General features: G+C 62.6%; 17 protein-coding genes. 14 read left to right on the forward strand and 3 right to left on the reverse strand.

Annotation, left to right across the window (positions count from 1 at the left end; genetic code table 11):
* Positions 1–99 precede the first annotated feature (99 nt).
* From PQR27_RS22295 to PQR27_RS22360, 14 genes are all read left to right on the forward strand, one after another.
* Positions 100–924 carry a bestrophin-like domain gene (locus tag PQR27_RS22295; protein WP_408525828.1) on the forward strand — a complete coding sequence of 275 codons (825 nt, stop codon included), beginning with the start codon at positions 100–102 and terminating at the stop codon, positions 922–924.
* A 164-nt stretch (positions 925–1,088) separates the two neighbouring features.
* Positions 1,089–1,373: a hypothetical protein gene (locus tag PQR27_RS22300; RefSeq protein WP_408525829.1), complete on the forward strand. Its 285-nt coding sequence runs from the start codon at positions 1,089–1,091 to the stop codon at positions 1,371–1,373.
* Between the two features lie 471 nt (positions 1,374–1,844).
* Entirely contained in the window at positions 1,845–3,407 is a 1,563-nt protein-coding gene (locus PQR27_RS22305; protein WP_408525830.1) for a PAS domain-containing sensor histidine kinase, read from the forward strand.
* A complete protein-coding gene (locus tag PQR27_RS22310; protein WP_408525831.1) occupies positions 3,404–4,051 on the forward strand; it encodes a response regulator transcription factor in 648 nt (215 codons plus the stop codon). The genes PQR27_RS22305 and PQR27_RS22310 overlap by 4 nt, the downstream gene beginning before the upstream one ends.
* Before the next feature lie 177 nt (positions 4,052–4,228).
* Positions 4,229–4,615: a response regulator transcription factor gene (locus PQR27_RS22315; protein ID WP_408525832.1), complete on the forward strand. Its 387-nt coding sequence runs from the start codon at positions 4,229–4,231 to the stop codon at positions 4,613–4,615.
* 211 nt (positions 4,616–4,826) lie between these two features.
* Positions 4,827–5,303 (forward strand): glycine zipper family protein, encoded by a 477-nt coding sequence (locus tag PQR27_RS22320; RefSeq protein WP_408525833.1) that lies wholly within the window; start codon positions 4,827–4,829, stop codon positions 5,301–5,303.
* A 29-nt stretch (positions 5,304–5,332) separates the two neighbouring features.
* On the forward strand, positions 5,333–5,752 hold the full coding sequence (locus PQR27_RS22325; RefSeq protein ID WP_408525834.1) for a hypothetical protein: 420 nt from the start codon (positions 5,333–5,335) through the stop codon (positions 5,750–5,752).
* A gap of 54 nt (positions 5,753–5,806) precedes the next feature.
* Positions 5,807–7,042 carry an efflux RND transporter periplasmic adaptor subunit gene (locus PQR27_RS22330; RefSeq protein WP_408528264.1) on the forward strand — a complete coding sequence of 412 codons (1,236 nt, stop codon included), beginning with the start codon at positions 5,807–5,809 and terminating at the stop codon, positions 7,040–7,042.
* Between the two features lie 12 nt (positions 7,043–7,054).
* Complete coding sequence (locus PQR27_RS22335; protein ID WP_408525835.1) at positions 7,055–10,291, forward strand: efflux RND transporter permease subunit; 3,237 nt, start codon at positions 7,055–7,057, stop codon at positions 10,289–10,291.
* A gap of 1 nt (position 10,292) precedes the next feature.
* Positions 10,293–11,831: an efflux transporter outer membrane subunit gene (locus PQR27_RS22340; RefSeq protein WP_408525836.1), complete on the forward strand. Its 1,539-nt coding sequence runs from the start codon at positions 10,293–10,295 to the stop codon at positions 11,829–11,831.
* A complete protein-coding gene (locus PQR27_RS22345) occupies positions 11,828–13,117 on the forward strand; it encodes a paraquat-inducible protein A (protein ID WP_408525837.1) in 1,290 nt (429 codons plus the stop codon). Before PQR27_RS22340 ends, PQR27_RS22345 begins: the two co-directional genes overlap by 4 nt.
* Positions 13,110–14,720, forward strand: coding sequence for a PqiB family protein (locus PQR27_RS22350; protein ID WP_408525838.1), 1,611 nt, complete (start codon positions 13,110–13,112; stop codon positions 14,718–14,720). Before PQR27_RS22345 ends, PQR27_RS22350 begins: the two co-directional genes overlap by 8 nt.
* A complete protein-coding gene (locus PQR27_RS22355) occupies positions 14,717–15,304 on the forward strand; it encodes a PqiC family protein (RefSeq protein WP_408525839.1) in 588 nt (195 codons plus the stop codon). The genes PQR27_RS22350 and PQR27_RS22355 overlap by 4 nt, the downstream gene beginning before the upstream one ends.
* Positions 15,305–15,388: 84 nt before the next feature.
* Positions 15,389–15,727, forward strand: coding sequence for a c-type cytochrome (locus tag PQR27_RS22360; RefSeq protein ID WP_408525840.1), 339 nt, complete (start codon positions 15,389–15,391; stop codon positions 15,725–15,727).
* A gap of 65 nt (positions 15,728–15,792) precedes the next feature.
* Here the strand turns inward: PQR27_RS22360 and PQR27_RS22365 are convergent, their stop codons facing one another.
* The 3 genes from PQR27_RS22365 to PQR27_RS22375 form a co-directional block, all read right to left on the reverse strand.
* Positions 15,793–16,320, reverse strand: a complete 528-nt coding sequence (locus PQR27_RS22365; RefSeq protein WP_408525841.1) for a hypothetical protein — start codon at positions 16,318–16,320, stop codon at positions 15,793–15,795.
* A gap of 155 nt (positions 16,321–16,475) precedes the next feature.
* Positions 16,476–17,630: an MFS transporter gene (locus PQR27_RS22370; RefSeq protein ID WP_408525842.1), complete on the reverse strand. Its 1,155-nt coding sequence runs from the start codon at positions 17,628–17,630 to the stop codon at positions 16,476–16,478.
* Positions 17,627–18,421: a DeoR/GlpR family DNA-binding transcription regulator gene (locus PQR27_RS22375; RefSeq protein WP_408525843.1), complete on the reverse strand. Its 795-nt coding sequence runs from the start codon at positions 18,419–18,421 to the stop codon at positions 17,627–17,629. Before PQR27_RS22375 ends, PQR27_RS22370 begins: the two co-directional genes overlap by 4 nt.
* Positions 18,422–18,470: the final 49 nt, after the last annotated feature.

Raw genomic sequence — 18,470 nt, forward strand, 5'->3', positions numbered from 1 at the left:
CGCGCAAAGATCATCGCCGCTCCTGATTGGCCGTCGGCTCAGGCAAAACCATAAGCGCGCAACGGTGAGTGTGCAATTGGACCTTGGTCCAATTGCACGTTGCAGTGCGGCGCGCAAGATGTCGAGGCGCCACGTGCGGTATCAGCGACGGAGGACCGGAGGGTGAATCATCTTGTCGACGCCTTTATCGTCTTCGCTTGCGTTGTAGGCAGCGCGCTGCTCGGTTCGTTTCTGCGTACCGTATTGCCGCAACACCACCTGACCGATGAGTCGACCGGTGTCGTCAAACTGGCGACGGGCCTCGTCGCCACCATGGCCGCATTGGTGCTCGGTCTGCTGATTTCGTCGGCCAAGACCTCGTTCGACACCATGAGCAACGAGCTGTTGCATAGCGCGACCGAGATTGTTCGGCTCGATCGCGTGCTGGCCCGGTACGGTCCTGAAACGCATGACATCCGCCTTGCACTTAAACGGACTACCGCGGCTTCCGTCGCGGTGATGTCCTCCGGTGATCCTTCGCAACTGGCAAAACTGAGCGGCCCCGAGGCGATTACCCGGGTAGAAGACTTCCAGCGTGAGGTGGAGGCACTGTCGCCGCACAATGATGAGCAGCGTCAACTGCGGGCACGGGCGCTGCAAATGGTCGATGATGTATTAGCGACGCGTTGGCTGGCCCTGCTTCAGCAAACTGGCTCGATCCCGGTCCCGCTGCTCGTGATCCTGGTTTCGTGGCTTGCCATTCTCTTCGGCACATTTGGCCTGTTTGCGCCTCGCAACGGCACAACGATGACGGCGCTCGTGATGTGCGCGCTGTCCACATCCGGGGCGATCTTTCTGATCATGGAAATGAATACGCCGCTGGACGGGGTCGTCAAAGTATCCTTCGCGCCGATGCGCGCGGCGCTTGCGATTCTCGGGCAGTAAGCGCGGCCGGGTTGCGTGTATTTGCGGTGTGGCCCCGATGAAACAGACGGGAGGCAACTGCACGCCATAGGACCAAAGTCCAATGTGCGCGCAACAGGATGGGGCTAATCTGGAAGATGTGGCCGGGAAAGCCGTGCTCGTGCCCGCCACCTTAGGAGACAGCCATGAAAGTGTTGCTCATGTTGATTGGTATGGCGCTGTCGTCGAGCGTATTCGCGGAATGCGTCACGAACGCGCGCGGCATGACCGAGTGTAATAACGGGCAAGCGGCTGGCGGGTACAACCCGAACACCGGCAATGCATGGAAGTCGCAAAGGAATTCGAACGGCGTCGCGACGACTACGACCAGCAAAGGCGGCGAGGCCAAGACGAAGAACGGCAAGGGCGTATATAAGAGTCCGAGTGGAAAAACGTGCTATCGCAGTGCCAATAGTCAGGGTTGCAACTAAATGACATGCCGCATGCGGCCAGGCCGATTTCGTTCCCTCCCCGGAACAGCGCGCTGATGGTATCTAAAATGTTAGGTGATCAAAGTTTTTAACCATATACGAAAGCCATCGGACTGGATCCGTCAGGCCGCTGCACGGAAAAACGTGCGCGAAAAATGCGTCAATTCACGTTTACATGTTCTTCCGTCCGTACTAGGATTCACTTTACTGGTTGAAAGGCAGTGGAACCGTAATTATTGCCGGTAAATTTTTGGCAATCGCGCCAGTATGCGGCGCGTGTCTTCGTTAATTCGTTAACGGGTTGATTGGGGTTGATTGGACGATGAGCCAGCGTTGCAAGCCTGGTCGCAATAACAGGCAATAACAAGCGGCGACAAGCCCAGGTGCAAGAACGCCGGGTCACACGTCCACACCCAGCGCAATTTTTGGCAGCCTATCTCGCGGTGCCGACTCTTTAGAGGCAGTTCCGTCATGAGCATCGTCTTGCCAGCGATCGTGATTCTGCAGGCTGCAATCATTCTGTGGTTGCTGGTGCACGTATGGCGGCAGGGCACATTGGCAATATTTACTAGTCTTAAAACGCCAGATATTGATTCGAGTTATCCCGAGTGCGTGATGGCAAAGGGATGCGCGATAAATCCAGCTCTTCTGGTAATGGCAGATAAAGCAGAGCCTCAAGATCCCTCAATTCATATTCGCCAATCGGCAGCCTCGCGCGGCGAACACAGTCACGCCGCTGCGGAGATGTTCCGCACGCCGCCGGATCCGGGTCGTTCCCTGTCGCGCGCGAAAAGGCCTTTTACCGAGAAATTGCGCACCATGGCGTCCGCGAGGCAGACTCGCAGGAAAACATACGACGCCGCTGCGCGAGCGCCGCTTTCGCAGGATGCACACGTTGGCGCGATCGAACAGGTTAGCGGCGAACACTATTTTCGTGAGGCACTTGCGTCGTTGCCGTTGCCGATTCTGATGGTCGACGAGCGTGGTCTGATGGCGATGGTTAACCCGCAAGCTGACAGGTTATTCGGTTACGAGCGCGATGAACTGATCGGAAAGCCAGTGGAACTGCTGGTTCATGCGCTGCGTTCTGACAGTAAGACGTCGCTTTGGGCCGATCCGTTCGCCATACGGCCAACGCGCGGCCTTCTGCCGCTGGATGACCTCAGCGCATGCCGCAAGGACGGCACGGAGTTTCGTGTCGAGATCGGCTTGAATGCATTTCACTTCGACGGTCAAAACGTGACGCTCGCCTTCGTGATCGACATAACAGACCGTTACGAGCTACGCCGTCAGCGCCAGGACCTGGCTCATCTGACGCGGGTCTCCACGATGGGACAACTGGCTTCGTCGCTCGCTCATGAATTGAATCAGCCGCTTACCGCGATTCTGAGCAATGTACAGGCTGCCCAGCGCTTCATGACAGCCGATCCGATCGATCTGGCCGAACTGCGCGACATTCTGAACGATATTGTCCAGGATGATTACCGCGCGAGCGAGGTGATCCGGCGCATTCGCGCAGTCGTCAAGAAGGGCGATATTGAAGTGACGCCTCTCGATCTCGCCAGCGTGATGCGCGATGTGGTCGCTCTGGTACGTAGCGATGCGATTGTGCGTGGAACGCGCGTGACACTCGACATCGACGATACCTTGCCGCTGGTATGCGGCGACCGGGTCCAACTGCAGCAGGTGATGCTCAATCTGCTGCTCAATGCGTTTGACGCCATGAACGAAGTCCCTCCCGCCGATCGGGTGGTATTCGTCACGCTCAAACCGGCGGACAGCGGCATGGTGGTGGTGGCAGTTTGCGATCGCGGCCACGGCTTGACCGCCGATAAGCTGGACAAGATCTTTAAGCCGTTCTTTACGTCAAAACCCCAAGGGCTCGGTTTAGGGTTGTCGATTAGCCGTTCTATTATCGACATGCACCGCGGGCGGCTCTGGGCCGAAAACAACAACGATCGAGGCGCGACATTTTACGTTGCGTTGCCGGCAGGCAACGCGGTGGAAGAAGATAAGTCGCGATACAGGCCATGATTGATACTGATCCGCTTTCTGATCCGCTCGTATTTGTCGTCGACGACGATGATTCCGTGCGCCGTGCATTAGCGCGCCTGATCCGCGCCGCGGGCTATCGAGTGGAAGCGTTCGGCTGCGCCTACGCGTTTCTCGAGCGACTGCGGGAGGTCACGTCGCCGGCCTGTCTGGTGCTCGATGTGCAATTGCCGGATCTCGACGGTCTGGAATTGCAGCGCGAACTCCATGCCGAGCTGCCGATCATCTTCATCACCGGGCACGGCGATATCGCCATGACGGTGGGCGCGATGAAGGCCGGCGCCGCTGATTTTCTGGCGAAGCCGGTGAACGACACCGATCTGCTCCGTGCGCTCGAAGCCGCATTCGAGCGCGTTGCGCAAACGCGTGCGGTGCGCTGCGAACTGGACGCGATCCGCGGCCGCCTGGACAGGCTCACGCCACGCGAGCGGGAAGTCATGGCACTCGTCGTGACGGGCCGTCTGAACAAGCAGGTCGCAGGCGAACTCGGCACCGTCGAAAAGACCATCAAGGCTCATCGCGCGCGCGTGATGGCGAAGATGGAGGTCACGTCGCTCGCGCAGCTTGTCCGTATCGCGGACAAGGTCGGGATCGGCGGCGCGGGCGAAATGCACGTGTCGGCCTGACGCTGCGCGGCGAGGCGGCCGCATGGCTGCCTGCCTGAGAAGCGCTGCGGGTGTATTGATCGCGCCTCTCGGTCCACACGGGACCAAGGTCCAATATCGGGGAGCCGTTCCGCCTCGTAGGCTGTCGTGTGGGGGAGTGCGTTCATCCGTGCGCTCCCGGACACCGGACTACGCTCAATGGGAAAACTCAAACCACTCGTTGTCGTCGTCGATGACGACGAATCGGTGAGCCGGGCGATCAGGCGATTGCTGCGCTCCATCGGGATTGCTGCAGAGACGTTCGCGAGCGGCGACGCGTTTCTTGACGCCCTCGCTTCCATGCCGTCGTATCGACCCGACTGCGTCATTCTCGACGTCCAGATGCCTGGACTCAATGGACTCGAAGTCCAGCGGGGTCTGTCGGGCCAGGGCATACCGGTCATCTTCATCACCGCGCACGATGAGATTGGCGTGCGCGAGCACGCGCTTGCCGGCGGCGCGGTCGCCTATCTGCGCAAGCCATTCAACGACGAACTGTTCGTCAAGACCGTGCGCGCGGCGCTGGACGGCGAACCACCTGCCTGACGCGATCGCCTGGAGCGTTGCGCGGATTCACGCGCTGTTCATCTGCTATTCACCCGCTATGGGACCAAAGGCCAATTGCTATCGCTCGACGCGAAATCCAATAATTGACTCAACCTAAAACGCTCGCCGACAGCAGCCCTGACTCGGGGCCATGCGCACGAATGTGCGGGTCAACGGCTCGCCAACAGGAACATCGAATGGGAATCTGACCATGCTTCCGATCATGCGACGGTTGACGGGTGTGCTCGCGCTGATGCTGGGTTGTTCGGCATTTGCGCAGCAACCCATCATTTACCCGGCCAAAGGACAGAGCGCCAGCCGGCAGCAATCCGATACCGCAGAGTGCCAGCTTTGGGCGAAGCAGAGCACGGGCGTCGATCCGGTCGCGCTCGCGCAACAAGGCGCCACGCAGCCTGGTGCACCGCCTCCGCAGGGCGAACGTCTGAGGGGCGCGGCGGGTGGTGCGGCGCTCGGCGCCGCGGTCGGTGCGGTGGCCGGCGACGCGGGCAAGGGCGCGGCGATCGGCGCGATCACCGGTACGGCGGCAGGCGGCATGCGGCAGCGGCGCGCGCAGCAGAACGCCGCCGCGCAAACCCAGGCGAATCAGCAGCAAACCTCACAGGCATTGACCACCTACAACCGCGCGGTCGCGGCCTGCATGACTGGCCGTGGCTACACGGTCCAGTAGAGATCACGGCTAGCAGAAGAGAGGCTTCCATGAACAGGCAAGGCATACGTTTCGCGCTGGCGGGTGCTGCGCTGATGGTCGGGCTCGGCTCGGCCATCTGGTCGGCCACGGTGTTGGCCGCGCCCGTCGACGGCAGCAGACCATTGCTGTGCGCCACCATCGATGCCCACGATTGCGATCCCGGCGAAGTCTGCCTGCGCGCCTTGCCCGCAACGCTCGGCGCACCGCAATTCCTGCGCATCGACTTCGCGAAGAAGACGGTGGTCGGGCCGGAGCGCACCACAGCGATTCGCTTCATGGACAGTGGACCCGACCAGATCCTGATGCAAGGCACGGAGATGGGTTATGCATGGACGATCGCGCTCGACAAGGCGGCGGGCACGATGACAGTGACGCTCGTCAATCATGAAGACACGCTGGTGCTGTTCGGCGCCTGCACTGCCACGTAGCCGCAACGGGGTGAGCCCATGAAACCTGCAAGGCACGCGATGTCCACGCAATGCATGGCGTCGAGCCGCACCGACGTACCGGTCAACGCGCGTGGTTTTCTGATTCTGACCGCACTCGTTTTGTGCCTGGTTGGCTGCCACAAACCCGCGACCTTGCCGAGCGCCGGCCCGACCGAGGTCACCGTGATGCCGGTTCAGCAGCGCGACACGCCGGTCGATTTCGAATTCACCGCACAAACGCAGAGTTCACGCGAAGTCGAGATTCGCGCGCGCGTGGACGGCTTTCTCGACAAGCGTCTCTATACCGAAGGACAAATGGTTCACACCGGGCAGACGCTCTTCCAGATGGACGCGAAGCCCTTCGAGGCGGCATTGCAAACGGCTAAAGGCCAGCTTGCACAGCAGCAGGCGCGCCTGACGGTTACGAAGGCGAATCTCGCACGCGTGATTCCGCTGGCCGCGCAGAATGCGTTGAGCCAGAAGGATCTCGACGACGCGACAGGCAATGAAAAGCAGGCGGTAGCCGCGGTGATCGCTGCCCAGGGGCAGGTGCAGACGGCGGAACTGAACCTGAGCTATACCACCATCAAGTCTCCGCTGAACGGCTTGTCCAGCTTCGCGAGGCAACAGGACGGCAGCTATGTGACAGCCTCCGCGACGGGGCTGCTGACCTATGTCTATCAACTCGATCCGATGTGGGTCAACTTCAGTATTTCGGAAAACGAACTGTTGAGATACCGCGAGGAGATCGGAAATGGGCATCTGAAATTTCCGCCCAATGACGACTTCGAAGTGACGGTGATCCTGGCGGACGGTACCGAATTTCCGAACCACGGCCATATCAGCTTCAGGAATCCGGCTTTCAGCACCGAGACCGGTACGTTCCTCGTGCGGGCGTCCTTCGCCAATGCGGATGGCTCCTTGCGTCCCGGCCAGTTCGTGCGGGCGCGTGTATCCGGCGCTTCACGGCCGAACGCGATCCTCGTACCGCAGCGTGCGGTTTTGCAGGGCGCGAAGAGCCACTTCGTGTGGGTGGTCGATAGTGACTCCAAGGCGCATCAACGCGTCGTGGAAGTGGGTGAATGGCATGGCGACGACTGGTTCATCACCGATGGATTGAAACCGGGCGAGCGGGTGGTGGTCGACGGCGCGATCCGTGTGTCCGCCGATACGCCGCTGAAAATCGTCGCGGCGCCGGCCGCGCCCGCTGCGCTCAACGCGCCAGCCGGCGGTGCAAGCAGTTCGAAGGAGTCCCCGGCCGCCACGACTGCCACCACTGCCGCGCAGTAAAGGGACCACGAGATGAACCTCTCCCATTACTGCATCGACCGCCCGATCTTTGCGTCGGTACTTTCGATTGTCATCACGATCGGCGGCGCGGTGGCCATGCTGAATCTGCCGATCGCGCAGTATCCGGACGTCACGCCGCCGCAGATCACGATCTCCGCCACCTACCCCGGCGCCAGTGCCGACGTGGTGGCCAACAACGTGGCCGCACCGATCGAGCAGCAGGTGAACGGCGCCGACAACATGATCTACATGAACTCGTCGAGTTCATCGACCGGCAACCTGACGATCAACGCGTTCTTCCAGATCGGCACCAATCCGGAACTCGCGCAGGTGGATGTGCAGAACCGCGTGAATCTCGCGCTGCCGCAATTGCCGAGTTCGGTACAGTCGCAAGGCATTCAGGTGCAGAAGAAGTCGTCGGCGTTCATGATGGTGATCTCCATCTATTCGCCGAGCGATCGCTACGACGCGACCTACATCGCCAACTACGCGAACATCTACGTGCTCGATGCGCTCAAGCGCATACCCGGCGCGAATCAGTCGGCTATCTTCGGCACGCCGGATTACGCCATGCGTATCTGGCTGAAGCCCGACCGCATGGCGCAGCTCGGCATCACGGCGGGCGACGTGCAGAGGGCGGTCGCCAACCAGAACCAGCAGTTTGCCGTGGGCCGTCTCGGGCAGTCGCCGACCGGCGCGCCGGTCGAGCAATCGTTCGCTGTCACCACGACAGGCCGTCTGAACGAACCCGCGGACTTCGACAACATCATCATCCGGGCGGCCAACGGTGACGCCGCCATTGTGCGGCTCAAGGACATCGGCCGCGCCGCGCTGGGTCAGAAAGACTACTCGATTCGCAGCCGCTACCAGGGCAAGCCGGCCACCGTCATCGCGGTGTACCAGCAGCCGGGCGCCAATGCGCTCGACGTGTCGAAGCAGGTGCGCGCGACGCTTACCGAGATGCAGAAGAGTTTCCCGGAAGGCCTCGAATACAGCATCGCGATGGACACGACGGAGTTCACGCGGGCGTCCATTTCGGACGTCGTGCACACGTTTTTTGAAGCCCTCATCCTCGTCGTGATCGTGGTGTTCGTGTTCCTGCAAAGCCTGCGTGCGACGCTGATTCCGGTGATCGCGGTGCCGGTGTCGATCATGGGCACCTTTGCGGGGATGCTCGCGCTCGGCTTCTCGATCAATATGCTGACGCTGTTCGGCATGGTGCTCGCAATCGGCATCGTGGTGGACGACGCGATCGTCGTGATCGAGAACGTCGAGCGGAACATGACGGTGCACAAGCTCAGTCCGAAGGAGGCCGCCAAGCGCGCCATGGACGAAGTGGCGGGTCCGGTGGTGGCGATCGTGCTGGTGCTGTGCGCGGTGTTCGTGCCGGTGGCGTTCCTCGCCGGCATCACGGGGCAGTTGTACAAGCAGTTCGCGATCACCATTGCGATCTCGGTCGTGCTCTCGGGGCTGGTTGCATTGACGCTGTCGCCGGCGCTGGCGGCGCTGCTGCTCAAGCCGGGCCACCATGAAAAGAAAGGCTTCTTCAAATGGTTCGACAGAAACTTCGCGAAGATGACGGATCACTACACCTTCGTCGTCAAGCTGGTAATCAAACGCTTCGCGATCGCGCTATTGCTGTTCGTCGGCATGATCGCGCTGGCGGTGGTGATGATGCGCTCGATTCCGACCTCGTTCCTGCCGCCTGAGGACCAGGGCTATCTGCTCGGCGCGATCATCATGCCGGACGCGGCGAGTCTCGATCGAACCGGCGACGTGTCGCGGCACGTCACGGATTACTTCATGAAGCAGCCGGCGGTGAGCAGCGTGACGATCGTCGACGGCTACAGCCTGCTCGACAGCCAGAACAAGAACAATGCCAGCACGTTTTTCATCGGCTTCAAGAGTTTCGACGAGCGCTACAAGTTCGCCAACATCAAGACCCAGAATGCCCGTGCCGTATTGATCGACGCGTATGAGAATCTCTCGAAGATCAAGGAGGGGATCATCCTGCCGGTCAATCCACCGTCGATTCCGGGGCTTGGCACAACGGGCGGCACCGAGATGTGGATTCAGAGCAAGGGCGACGCGACCACCTCGCAGCTGGCCGGCGTGGTGGACGATTTCGTCGCAAAGGCGAAGAAGCGGCCTGAGCTCTCGCGTGTCACGTCCACCTTCAACGCGTCCTCACAGCAGTTGCTGGCAGATGTAGACCGGGATAAATCCGAAACACTCGGCGTGCCGATCGAAGAAGTGTATAGCGCGATGCAGACGATGTTCGGCTCGCTCTACGTCTCGCAGTTCAACCGTTCGAGCCGGCTGTGGCAGGTCATCTTGCAGGCCGAACCTGCATACCGGTTGACGCCGATGGATCTGAGCCAGTTGTACGTGCGCAGCAAGACGAACAGCATGGTGCCGCTCAAGGCGGTGATCACGACGAAGTATGTCACCGGGCCGGATCTGGTCACACGCTTCAACAACTTCCCCGCGGTGAAGATCACAGCCAACGCCGCGCCTGGCTACAGCTCCGGGCAGGTCATCAGCACCCTCGAGGAAGTGGCCGAAGAAGTGATACCGTCGGGTTATGGCGTTGGCTGGAGCGGTGAGGCTTACGAGGCGCGGCAAGCGGGCAGCACTTCGGGCCTGGTGTTCGCGTTCGGCCTGGTGATGGTGTTCCTGATTCTCGCTGCGCAGTACGAGAAGTGGAGCCTGCCGTTCGGCGTGCTGATGGCGGTGCCGTTCGCGCTGTTCGGCGCGCTGCTCGCGATCCTGTTGCGCGGCCTCGAAAACGACGTGTACTTCCAGATCGGTTTGACGATGCTGGTCGCGCTCGCCGCCAAGAACGCGATCCTGATCTTCGAGTTCGCCGTGCTCAATCGCGAATCGGGCGAGTCGGTGTACGACTCGGCGGTGACCGCGGCCACCGAGCGGCTGCGGCCGATCGTGATGACTTCGCTCGCGTTCATTCTCGGTTGCGTGCCGCTCGCCATCGCGCTCGGTGCGTCGGCCAACAGCCGGCATTCGATCGGCACCGGCGTGATCGGCGGCATGCTCGGCGCAACCGTGATCGCCGTGTTCTTCATTCCGATGTTCTTCTACGTACTGGAGACGATGTCGGAAAAGAGCGGCAAAAAGAAGACGCCGGGTGCGAGCGGTGGGCAGGCGGGTGACGCCACGCCCGTTCCCGTCAAGCCGGCGGGTCCCGGTGGTCCGACGGTCACGCCGTCCGCGCAACGTGAGGGCGACTGACATGCGAGGCATTGCGTTCCCTCTGCGGCTAGCCCCTGTCCTGTTGCTGGCGATGGGCCTGGGCGGTTGCCTGTTCGGCCCGGACTATGTGCGTCCGACCGTGGTGACGCCCGCGAACTACCGCTTCGAAACCACGGAAGCTGTCGATACCGCGAATACGCCATGGTGGGAACAGTTTCAGGACCCGGTGCTGAACGATCTGATCCTCGCCGCGCTCGAGGACAACAAGGACGTCAAGATCGCCGCCGCGCGCGTCGACCAGTTTCTCGGCCAGTTCGTGACCACGCGCTCGGCGCTGTTTCCGCAGATCAACGCCGGCTTCGACGCATCCCGTCAGCGAGCGACCCAGCTTGGACCGACGCCCGTGCCGACGGGTGTGAGTCCGGTCTTCAACGAGTTCTCGGCGCCGCTGATGGTGGCTTGGGAACTCGACCTCTTTGGACGCGTGCGGCGCGAGACCGAATCGGCTCGCGCGAGCCTGCTGGCGAGCGAGGAAGGCCGCCGCGCGACGATTCTCTCGCTGGTCGCCTCCGTGGCCACGGCTTACATCAATCTGCGCGATCTCGACCAGCAACTGACGATCGCCAAAGCAACGACCGACAGCCGGGCCGGATCGGTCAGAGTCTTCCAGGCGCGTTTTTCCGGCGGCGACGTTTCGCAGATGGAGCTCGCGCAGAGCCAGTCCGAATATGAGGCATCGCTCGCCACGATTCCGCAGCTCGAGACCCAGATCGCGCAGCAGGAGGACGCCTTATCGGTATTGCTCGGCCGCAACCCCGGCCCGATCCTGCGCGGGCGCGAACTGACCGAACTGGCGCTGCCCGCCGTACCGGCAGGTTTGCCTTCCGATCTGATCGAGCGTCGTCCGGATCTGCTGCAGGCCGAGCAGAACCTTGTCGCCGCCAACGCCCTGATCGGCGCCGCGCGCGCGCTGTATTTTCCGCAGATTTCGCTGACAGGCCTGTTCGGCTCCACGAGTGTCCAGTTCTCGAAACTGTTCACCGGGCCCGCGCGCGTCTGGTCATACGCCGGCTCGCTGACGGTGCCGATCTTTACGGCGGGCAGCATCAGCGGCCAGGTCAGTCAGGCGGAGGCGCAGCAACAACAGGCGCTGATCCAGTATCAACAGGCCATCCAGACAGCGTTCCAGGAAGTCGACGATGCGCTCATCGCGCTGCAGAAGTCGCGCGAGCAACTCATCGTGCAGGCGCGCCAGGTGGAGGCGTTGCGCACGTACTCGCGGCTGGCGCGGCTGCGTTTCGAAGGCGGCTATACGAGCTACATCGAGGTGCTCGACGCCGAGCGCAGCCTGTTCAACGCACAGCTTTCCTACACGCAGACCAACGGCCTGGTGTTCAACTCTCTGATCGGTCTTTACAAGGCGATGGGCGGGGGGTGGGTTGTGCAAGCCGAAGCGATGACAGGGCGCGTGATGGGGCAGGGAGCAGTGGCGCGGGTGGCGGATCAGTCGGCAACCCCGCCGGCAACCCCCCCGGCGAATCCGTCGGCGCCGACGCCCGCCACGGAGCAGCCTAAATGACGCCCACAGCGACAAGCGCGGCGAGCCCGACGGCCCTCGTCGCGTGCCATGAATGCGACCTGCTGCAGCGCGAGTCTGCGCTGCCTGCCGAGGGCACGCTACGCTGCTGCCGCTGCAACGCGGAGCTTTATCGGGCGCATCCGAACAGCACCGACCGGGCACTCGCTTATACGCTGACCTCGATCGTGCTGTTCGTCATCGGCAACGTGTATCCGATTGTCGGCCTCGCGGTGAACGGCGATCTTGTCGAGACGACGCTGCTCGGTGCGGTTCGCGTCCTGTACAAGGACGGCATGTGGCCGATCGCTGGCCTCGTGCTCGCCACGACCTTCCTGATGCCGCTGTTGCAGATGACGGCCATGACGTATCTGCTGGTGCCGTTGCGATTGAATCGGCGCCCCTTTCACGCCGACCTGGTGTTTCGCCTCATGCACCTCGCGCAGCCGTGGGGCATGACCGAGGTGCTGATTCTCGGGATGCTGGTCGCGCTGGTCAAGCTGGCGCACATTGCGAGCGTTGTGCCTGGCGTCGCGCTATGGTCGTTCGGTGCGCTCATGCTGCTGCTGGCCGCCGCCGGTTCCGCGTTCGATCCGCGCGCGCTCTGGAAGCGCATGGGCAGCGCGGACGATGTGGCCTCCGCTTCGGAGGCATCCGCCGCCGCGGCGGCGCATACCGCATTGCGTTGCGGCTTGCTGAGCTGTCACAGCTGCGGCCTGTTGGTGAAATCGGGCGCTCACGCTCACGGCGCAAGCTGTCCGCGCTGCGGCGCCCATCTGCATCCGCGCAAACCGGAAAGCATTACACGGACGTGGGCCTTCCTGATTGCGGCCATCGTGCTGTATATCCCGGCGAATGCGCTGCCGGTGATGAACACCAGCTCGTTGTTCGGTACGGAGAAGGACACCATTCTGAGCGGGGTCGTCTATCTCTGGACTTCGGGGTCGTGGCCGCTCGCCGTGATTGTATTCATCGCCAGCGTGGCGGTGCCGATGCTGAAAATCATCGCGATGATGTATCTCGTGATTACCACTCAACGGCGCTCGGTCACGCTCGTGCAGCAACGCACCCGCATCTATCGACTGGTGGAACTGGTGGGACGCTGGTCGATGCTCGATATCTACGTCATCACCATTCTTGTCGCGCTCGTGCAGTTCAATGCGCTCGCCACGATCCAGGCGGGGCCGGCGGCGGTTGCGTTCGGCTCGGTGGTCGTGCTGACGATGTTCGCGGCGATGTCGTTCGACCCGCGCCTGATCTGGGACGCGACGGAGGATCATCATGTCTAGACCTCCGGGGCCGCCTGAACTCCCAGAAGCGGTGGTGGCGCCGCGCTCGCGCTGGCGCATGCAGGTGGTGTGGCTGGTGCCGCTGATCGCGGTGCTGATTGGCGGCTGGCTCGCGGTCAAGGCGATTCTCGATCAGGGGCCGACCGTCACCATCAGTTTCGAAACCGGCGAAGGACTCGAAGCAGGCAAGACCAAACTCAAGTTCAAGAACGTGGATATCGGCGTGGTCAAAAGCGTGACGTTGTCGGGCAATCACCGCAATGTCATTGCCACTGCCGAACTCTCCAAGGACGCCACGAATCTGCTGGTGGACGACACGCGCTTCTGGGTGGTGCGCCCACGGATTTCCGGTGGCACGGTGTCGGGAATCGGCACGCTGATCTCCGGCTCGTTTATCGGCATGGATGTGGGCAGTTCGACCAAAAGCCGGCGCAATTATGTCGGGCTCGAAACGCCGCCGGTGTTCGCGAGCGGCGTGCCGGGCCGCGAGTTCATCCTGAAGGGCGAGGATATAGGGTCGCTCGATATCGGCTCGCCGATCTATTTCAGACGGCTGCAGGTCGGTCAGATCACCGCGTACAAGCTCGACGACAACGGCAAGGGCGTCACGATGCATGTTTTCATCAACGCGCCCTATGACAAGTACGTGGAGAAGGATACGCGCTTCTGGCAGGCGAGCGGCATCGACGTTTCGCTCGATACCACCGGCATCAAGGTCAACACCCAGTCGCTGGTGGCGATTCTGATCGGCGGACTCGCATTCCAGACGCCCGACGGCACTGTCGATGACGCCGAGGCCAACGCCAACACGGAGTTCACGCTGTTCTCCGACAAGGGTGAGGCCATGAAGCGGCACGACCGGATCATCGATAACTACGTGCTGATCTTTAAGGAGTCGGTACGAGGTTTGTCGGTGGGTGCGCCGGTCGATTTTCTGGGCATCGTGGTCGGTGAGGTGTCGGGGATTCACACGAGCTTCGATCCCGTCACCAAGACGTTCAGCATTCCAGTCGACATCAAACTGTATCCGGAGCGCTTCACCTCGCGCTTCGCATCAGGGGCGCCCGGCGGCAGGTTGACCAACGACCGGCAGCAACTTGCACAAGTGCTCGTGGATCATGGCCTGCGAGCCCAGTTGCGCACCGGCAATCTGCTGACCGGCCAGCTCTACGTTGCGCTCGCCTTCTTCCCCAATGCACCCAAAGCGAAGGTGGATTTGAGCACGGACCCGCCGGCGTGGCCGACTGTGCCGGGCGGACTGCAATCGCTGCAGGATTCGGTGACGACGCTTATCGCCAAGCTGAACAAGATCCCCTTCGAAGCGATCGGCAACGACGCGCATCAAACACTGCGCGATGCGGATGCACTGCTCAAGCGGCTCGATTCCGAAGTCGCGCCGCAGGCGACCCAGACCCTGGTGGCCGCGAAGTCCGCGCTCGACTCGGCGAACAACGCGCTGCAGCCCGACTCCGCGTTGTCGCAGAGTACCGGCGACGCCATGAAGGAGCTGGCGCGCACGGCAGCGGCGTTCCGTACGCTGGCGGACTATCTCGAACGGCATCCAGAAGCGCTGATCCGGGGCAAGCTGGAGGACAAGAAATGACGCGCCGATCCTTATCCATCGTCATCACGGTGGTGCTCGCCACGTTGTGCGGTTGCGCGTCGTCGCCCAAGTCGGACTTCTACACGCTGAGTCCCCAGGCGCCACAGGCGAGCGGCGCTGCCGCCACCCCGATCACGGTGTTGATCGGGGCCGTGACGGTGCCCGAACTGGTCGACCGTCCGCAGATCGTGGTTCGCACCGGTGACAACAAAGTCGAGATCGACGAATTCGCCCGCTGGGCGGATCCGCTGAAAACCCAGATCCCGAGCGTGGTGCGCGCCGACCTCGCGCGGCTGCTCGACAACGCGTTCGTGTCCACTCGCCCGATGGGCGGCGATCTGGCCGCGGCCTACCGGGTCCAGCTCGATGTGCAGCGCTTCGATGCCACGCTCGGCGACACCGCGACCGTCGATGTGTTGTGGTCGGTCAATCCACCCGGAAAACGACCGCTGGTGAGCGGCCGAAGCACGATCCGCACGCCGTGCGCCGGCGCCGGCTTCGAAGCCGTGGTGGCGGCGTACAGCGCGGCGCTCGGCGCGGTGAGTCGCGACATTGCCGCCGTGATCCGGCCGGAGGCACCCTGACACACGCGCGGCTATAAGGGCGTACCCGGGCCGGCATGGCTGGCGCACGCCTCGCGGTGAAGCGGCGGGTATTGGAGAGGGATCGTGAAAAACGTGCAGACCTTATCTCGCGGCGCAGTGGTGCTGTGTGTCGTGCTGACAGCGCCTGCCGTCGCGTTCGCGCAATTCACGGTGACGGGGTTGATCGAACAGCAGCACTGCATGTTCTGTCACACCACCGACGGGGCCGACCTTGCGCCCTCGTTTTCCCAGATCGCGCAACGCTACCGCACCTCGGCGGGCGCGAGCGTGATGCTCGAAAAGAAGCTGCTGGTTGGTGGAAAGGCGCACTGGGGCGACATCACGATGCCGGCGGCGGACCCGGTTCCGCCGCTTTCAGACGCCGAAGCGCACACGCTCATTCAATGGGTGCTGAGCCGATGACGCGTAACGGGGACTGCATGAGCGACGAGGCTGGGCCGGCGTCACGCGCCGAGGATGAAACCGCATTAGCCAATTGCCTGGCCGGTCGGCTTCGTGGGCACGGGGCCAAAAAACAGCGCCATGAACTTCCCGTGACCTATCACGCGGGCCAACTCCGCGAGTACGCAGTAGTTGGCAATCAGCGTCACCAGCAGAATCTGGATAGCCCAGAATTGCGGCCAGTTCATCTCGGCGAACAGTTTATGATTGGCCGCCATCAGACCGGGCGCTTCCTTCCAGTAGTCGTACAGGCGCTCAAGATAATGGATGAATAGCGCCACCACCGCGTAAATCAAGGTCCTCCAACCGGTGTTCCAGATCAGCGGCTTCTCGGGAAAGCGGTTGACGAACGGCAGCATATTGGCCAGCAGCACCGATTTGCCGAGAACCAGGGCGGCGATGGTCACGGAAGCCGAGGTAGGCAGCTCGATGCCGGTTCCCCGGATCATGAGCGCGCGAACGATCGCGACGATGTGCAGAATCACGAAGAAGAAAATCGTGGGCGGCAGCATCTCCAGGAATTCGCGCTTGATCGTGGCGGTCAGGTTGCTCATGCTCTGCTCCCGGCGTGATTGGCTCCGTTAGCATCTACTGGAGTCGTGCGGCGCGCAAGATTCTCCTGGGGGATTTACTGCGGACACTGGGGATTTGCTGACAACTATTCGCGAAGAGCTCATTGCGCCGCTCGTTCGGCATTCTGCCGGCCAATCTAATTCGCCGGCGCGCCGATCCTCGCGCCGCGCACCGCCTTGCCGCCCAGCACGCAGACGATCAACGCGGCCATCACGAGCACGCACAGCGCGAGGCGCAGCCCGAGCCAGCCCGCGCCCATACCGATCAGCGGCGGACCGACCAGAAAGCCCGCATAGCCGGCCGTGGCCGCCATCGACACACCGGTGGCCGGCGTGACGGTCGAACGGCCCGCCGCGCTGAAAATCACCGGAACGATATTCGCGAGGCCAAGGCCGACCATGGCGAAGCCGACGCAAGCGGTTAGCACCGTCGGAAAGCTCAACACCAGAGCGAGCCCGGCGACGGCAAGCAGCCCACCCAGTCCGACGACCTTGCTCGAACCGAAGCGGCGAACCGAGACGTCGCCGACGATGCGGCAGGCCGCCATCGAAAACGCAAACGCGGAATAACCGATTGCGGCGACGCTGGCCTCCGCAGTCAGCGCCGAGCGCAGGTACACGGCGCTCCAGTCGGCTACCGCGCCTTCCACCAGCATGCACAGGAACGCGAGCATCGCGAGTTTCATCACGCCGGAACTGGGCAATACGAGTCCGCTCGCGGATCGCTCCGGGCGTGGCCCTACATCGCGCAACGCCAGCACGGCGGCCGCGAGGATCAGGACGGCGATAAACGCGTCCGGCAGCACGAGGCCGCCCGCCACGCCGACACCGCTTTTCTGCAGCATCGCGCCCGACGCGGCGCCGAGCAGGCCGCCCGCGCTCCACGCCGCATGAAACGAGGACATGATTGGCGCTTTCCATTGCGTCTCGATCGTACTGGCGTGTCCGTTCATGGACACATCGAGCGCGCCGTTGGCCGCGCCAAGTGCGAACAGTACGACGCATAGCCACACCAGATTCGGCGCGAACGCAGGTAATGGCAAAGTCATGACAAATGCGGCGCCAAGCAGCGCGGTGACGCGGCCGCTTCCGAAGCGCGGCGCCAGTTGCCCCGCCAGCGGCATCGCGACGATGGCGCCGAGCGCAAACGCGAATAACGCGATGCCGAGCGAGGCGTCGCCGAGCGCCAGGCTTTCCTTGATACGCGGTACTTCGACCGCCCACGCGCCGATCCCGAAGCCATTGGCGAGGAACACGGCGATGGTTGCAATACGCTCGTTGACCGGTTTCATGACGATGCCACCACGACGTTGTCGCAGACTGCTTCGAGGCTCGCGCGCCGCTCGGCGGACAGGCCGGCTTCGACGACCAGATAGTCCACTGCGGATGCCGGAGCCACAAAGTACGGCGCCGCGGTCATCAGCTTCTCCGTCGTCACCGCAACGGCGATCTGGCTGCTCGCCTGCACCATGGCCCGTTTGAGTTCGGCGTCTTCGGCGTCGAATGCGGCCACGCCTTCGGTCGGATCGAGCGCGCACGCGCCGAGAAAACACAGATCGGCTCTGATCTGCTGGATCTGCAGCAGCGCGGTTGCGCCGGTGGAACCCGCCGTGCGCGGACCGATACGACCGCCGATCAGAATCACGTCGAATCCCGGACGATCCAGCAGGCTTGCACAGGCTTGCGGTGAATTCGTCACGACGGTGAGACCCGCGTTGTCCGGCAGGGCCGCGGCGATGGCGACGTTGGTCGATCCGGCGTCCAGCAGGATGATCTGTTCTGGCTGGACGATCGACGCCGCGGCGGCTGCCAGGCAGGCTTTGCGGTCCACGGCTTCCAGCATGCGGGTTGCCGCGCTGACGTCGGAGGGGGAGGTGAGCAGCGCGCCGCCGTAGACACGCTTGCAATGGCCCTGGCTGGCCAGGTCGCGCAAGTGACGGCGCACCGTGTGTTCGGATGTCTGGAGTTCGACCGCCAGCTCCGATGCGAGGACGCGGCCGTGCGTGCGCAGCCGGTCCAGAATCAGGCGTTCCCGCTCGTCGGGTAGGAGTCCGTCCGCTGCGTCCTGTCGTGTTCGTTGCATGGCTCACTCTTGCTCGGTTGTGAATCGATCATAAACGAGCAAAATGTAG

The organism is Paraburkholderia fungorum, assembly GCF_046027215.1.
Classification (GTDB): Bacteria; Pseudomonadota; Gammaproteobacteria; order Burkholderiales; family Burkholderiaceae; genus Paraburkholderia; species Paraburkholderia fungorum_D.

Coding starts and splice junctions, on each gene's coding strand:
- PQR27_RS22300 (WP_408525829.1), top strand. CDS start 1,089: ATGAAAGTGTTGCTCATGTTGATTGGTATGGCGCTGTCGTCGAGCGTA.
- PQR27_RS22305 (WP_408525830.1), top strand. CDS start 1,845: ATGAGCATCGTCTTGCCAGCGATCGTGATTCTGCAGGCTGCAATCATT.
- PQR27_RS22310 (WP_408525831.1), top strand. CDS start 3,404: ATGATTGATACTGATCCGCTTTCTGATCCGCTCGTATTTGTCGTCGAC.
- PQR27_RS22315 (WP_408525832.1), top strand. CDS start 4,229: ATGGGAAAACTCAAACCACTCGTTGTCGTCGTCGATGACGACGAATCG.
- PQR27_RS22320 (WP_408525833.1), top strand. CDS start 4,827: ATGCTTCCGATCATGCGACGGTTGACGGGTGTGCTCGCGCTGATGCTG.
- PQR27_RS22325 (WP_408525834.1), top strand. CDS start 5,333: ATGAACAGGCAAGGCATACGTTTCGCGCTGGCGGGTGCTGCGCTGATG.
- PQR27_RS22330 (WP_408528264.1), top strand. CDS start 5,807: ATGGCGTCGAGCCGCACCGACGTACCGGTCAACGCGCGTGGTTTTCTG.
- PQR27_RS22335 (WP_408525835.1), top strand. CDS start 7,055: ATGAACCTCTCCCATTACTGCATCGACCGCCCGATCTTTGCGTCGGTA.
- PQR27_RS22340 (WP_408525836.1), top strand. CDS start 10,293: ATGCGAGGCATTGCGTTCCCTCTGCGGCTAGCCCCTGTCCTGTTGCTG.
- PQR27_RS22345 (WP_408525837.1), top strand. CDS start 11,828: ATGACGCCCACAGCGACAAGCGCGGCGAGCCCGACGGCCCTCGTCGCG.
- PQR27_RS22350 (WP_408525838.1), top strand. CDS start 13,110: ATGTCTAGACCTCCGGGGCCGCCTGAACTCCCAGAAGCGGTGGTGGCG.
- PQR27_RS22355 (WP_408525839.1), top strand. CDS start 14,717: ATGACGCGCCGATCCTTATCCATCGTCATCACGGTGGTGCTCGCCACG.
- PQR27_RS22365 (WP_408525841.1), bottom strand. CDS start 16,320: ATGAGCAACCTGACCGCCACGATCAAGCGCGAATTCCTGGAGATGCTG.
- PQR27_RS22370 (WP_408525842.1), bottom strand. CDS start 17,630: ATGAAACCGGTCAACGAGCGTATTGCAACCATCGCCGTGTTCCTCGCC.
- PQR27_RS22375 (WP_408525843.1), bottom strand. CDS start 18,421: ATGCAACGAACACGACAGGACGCAGCGGACGGACTCCTACCCGACGAG.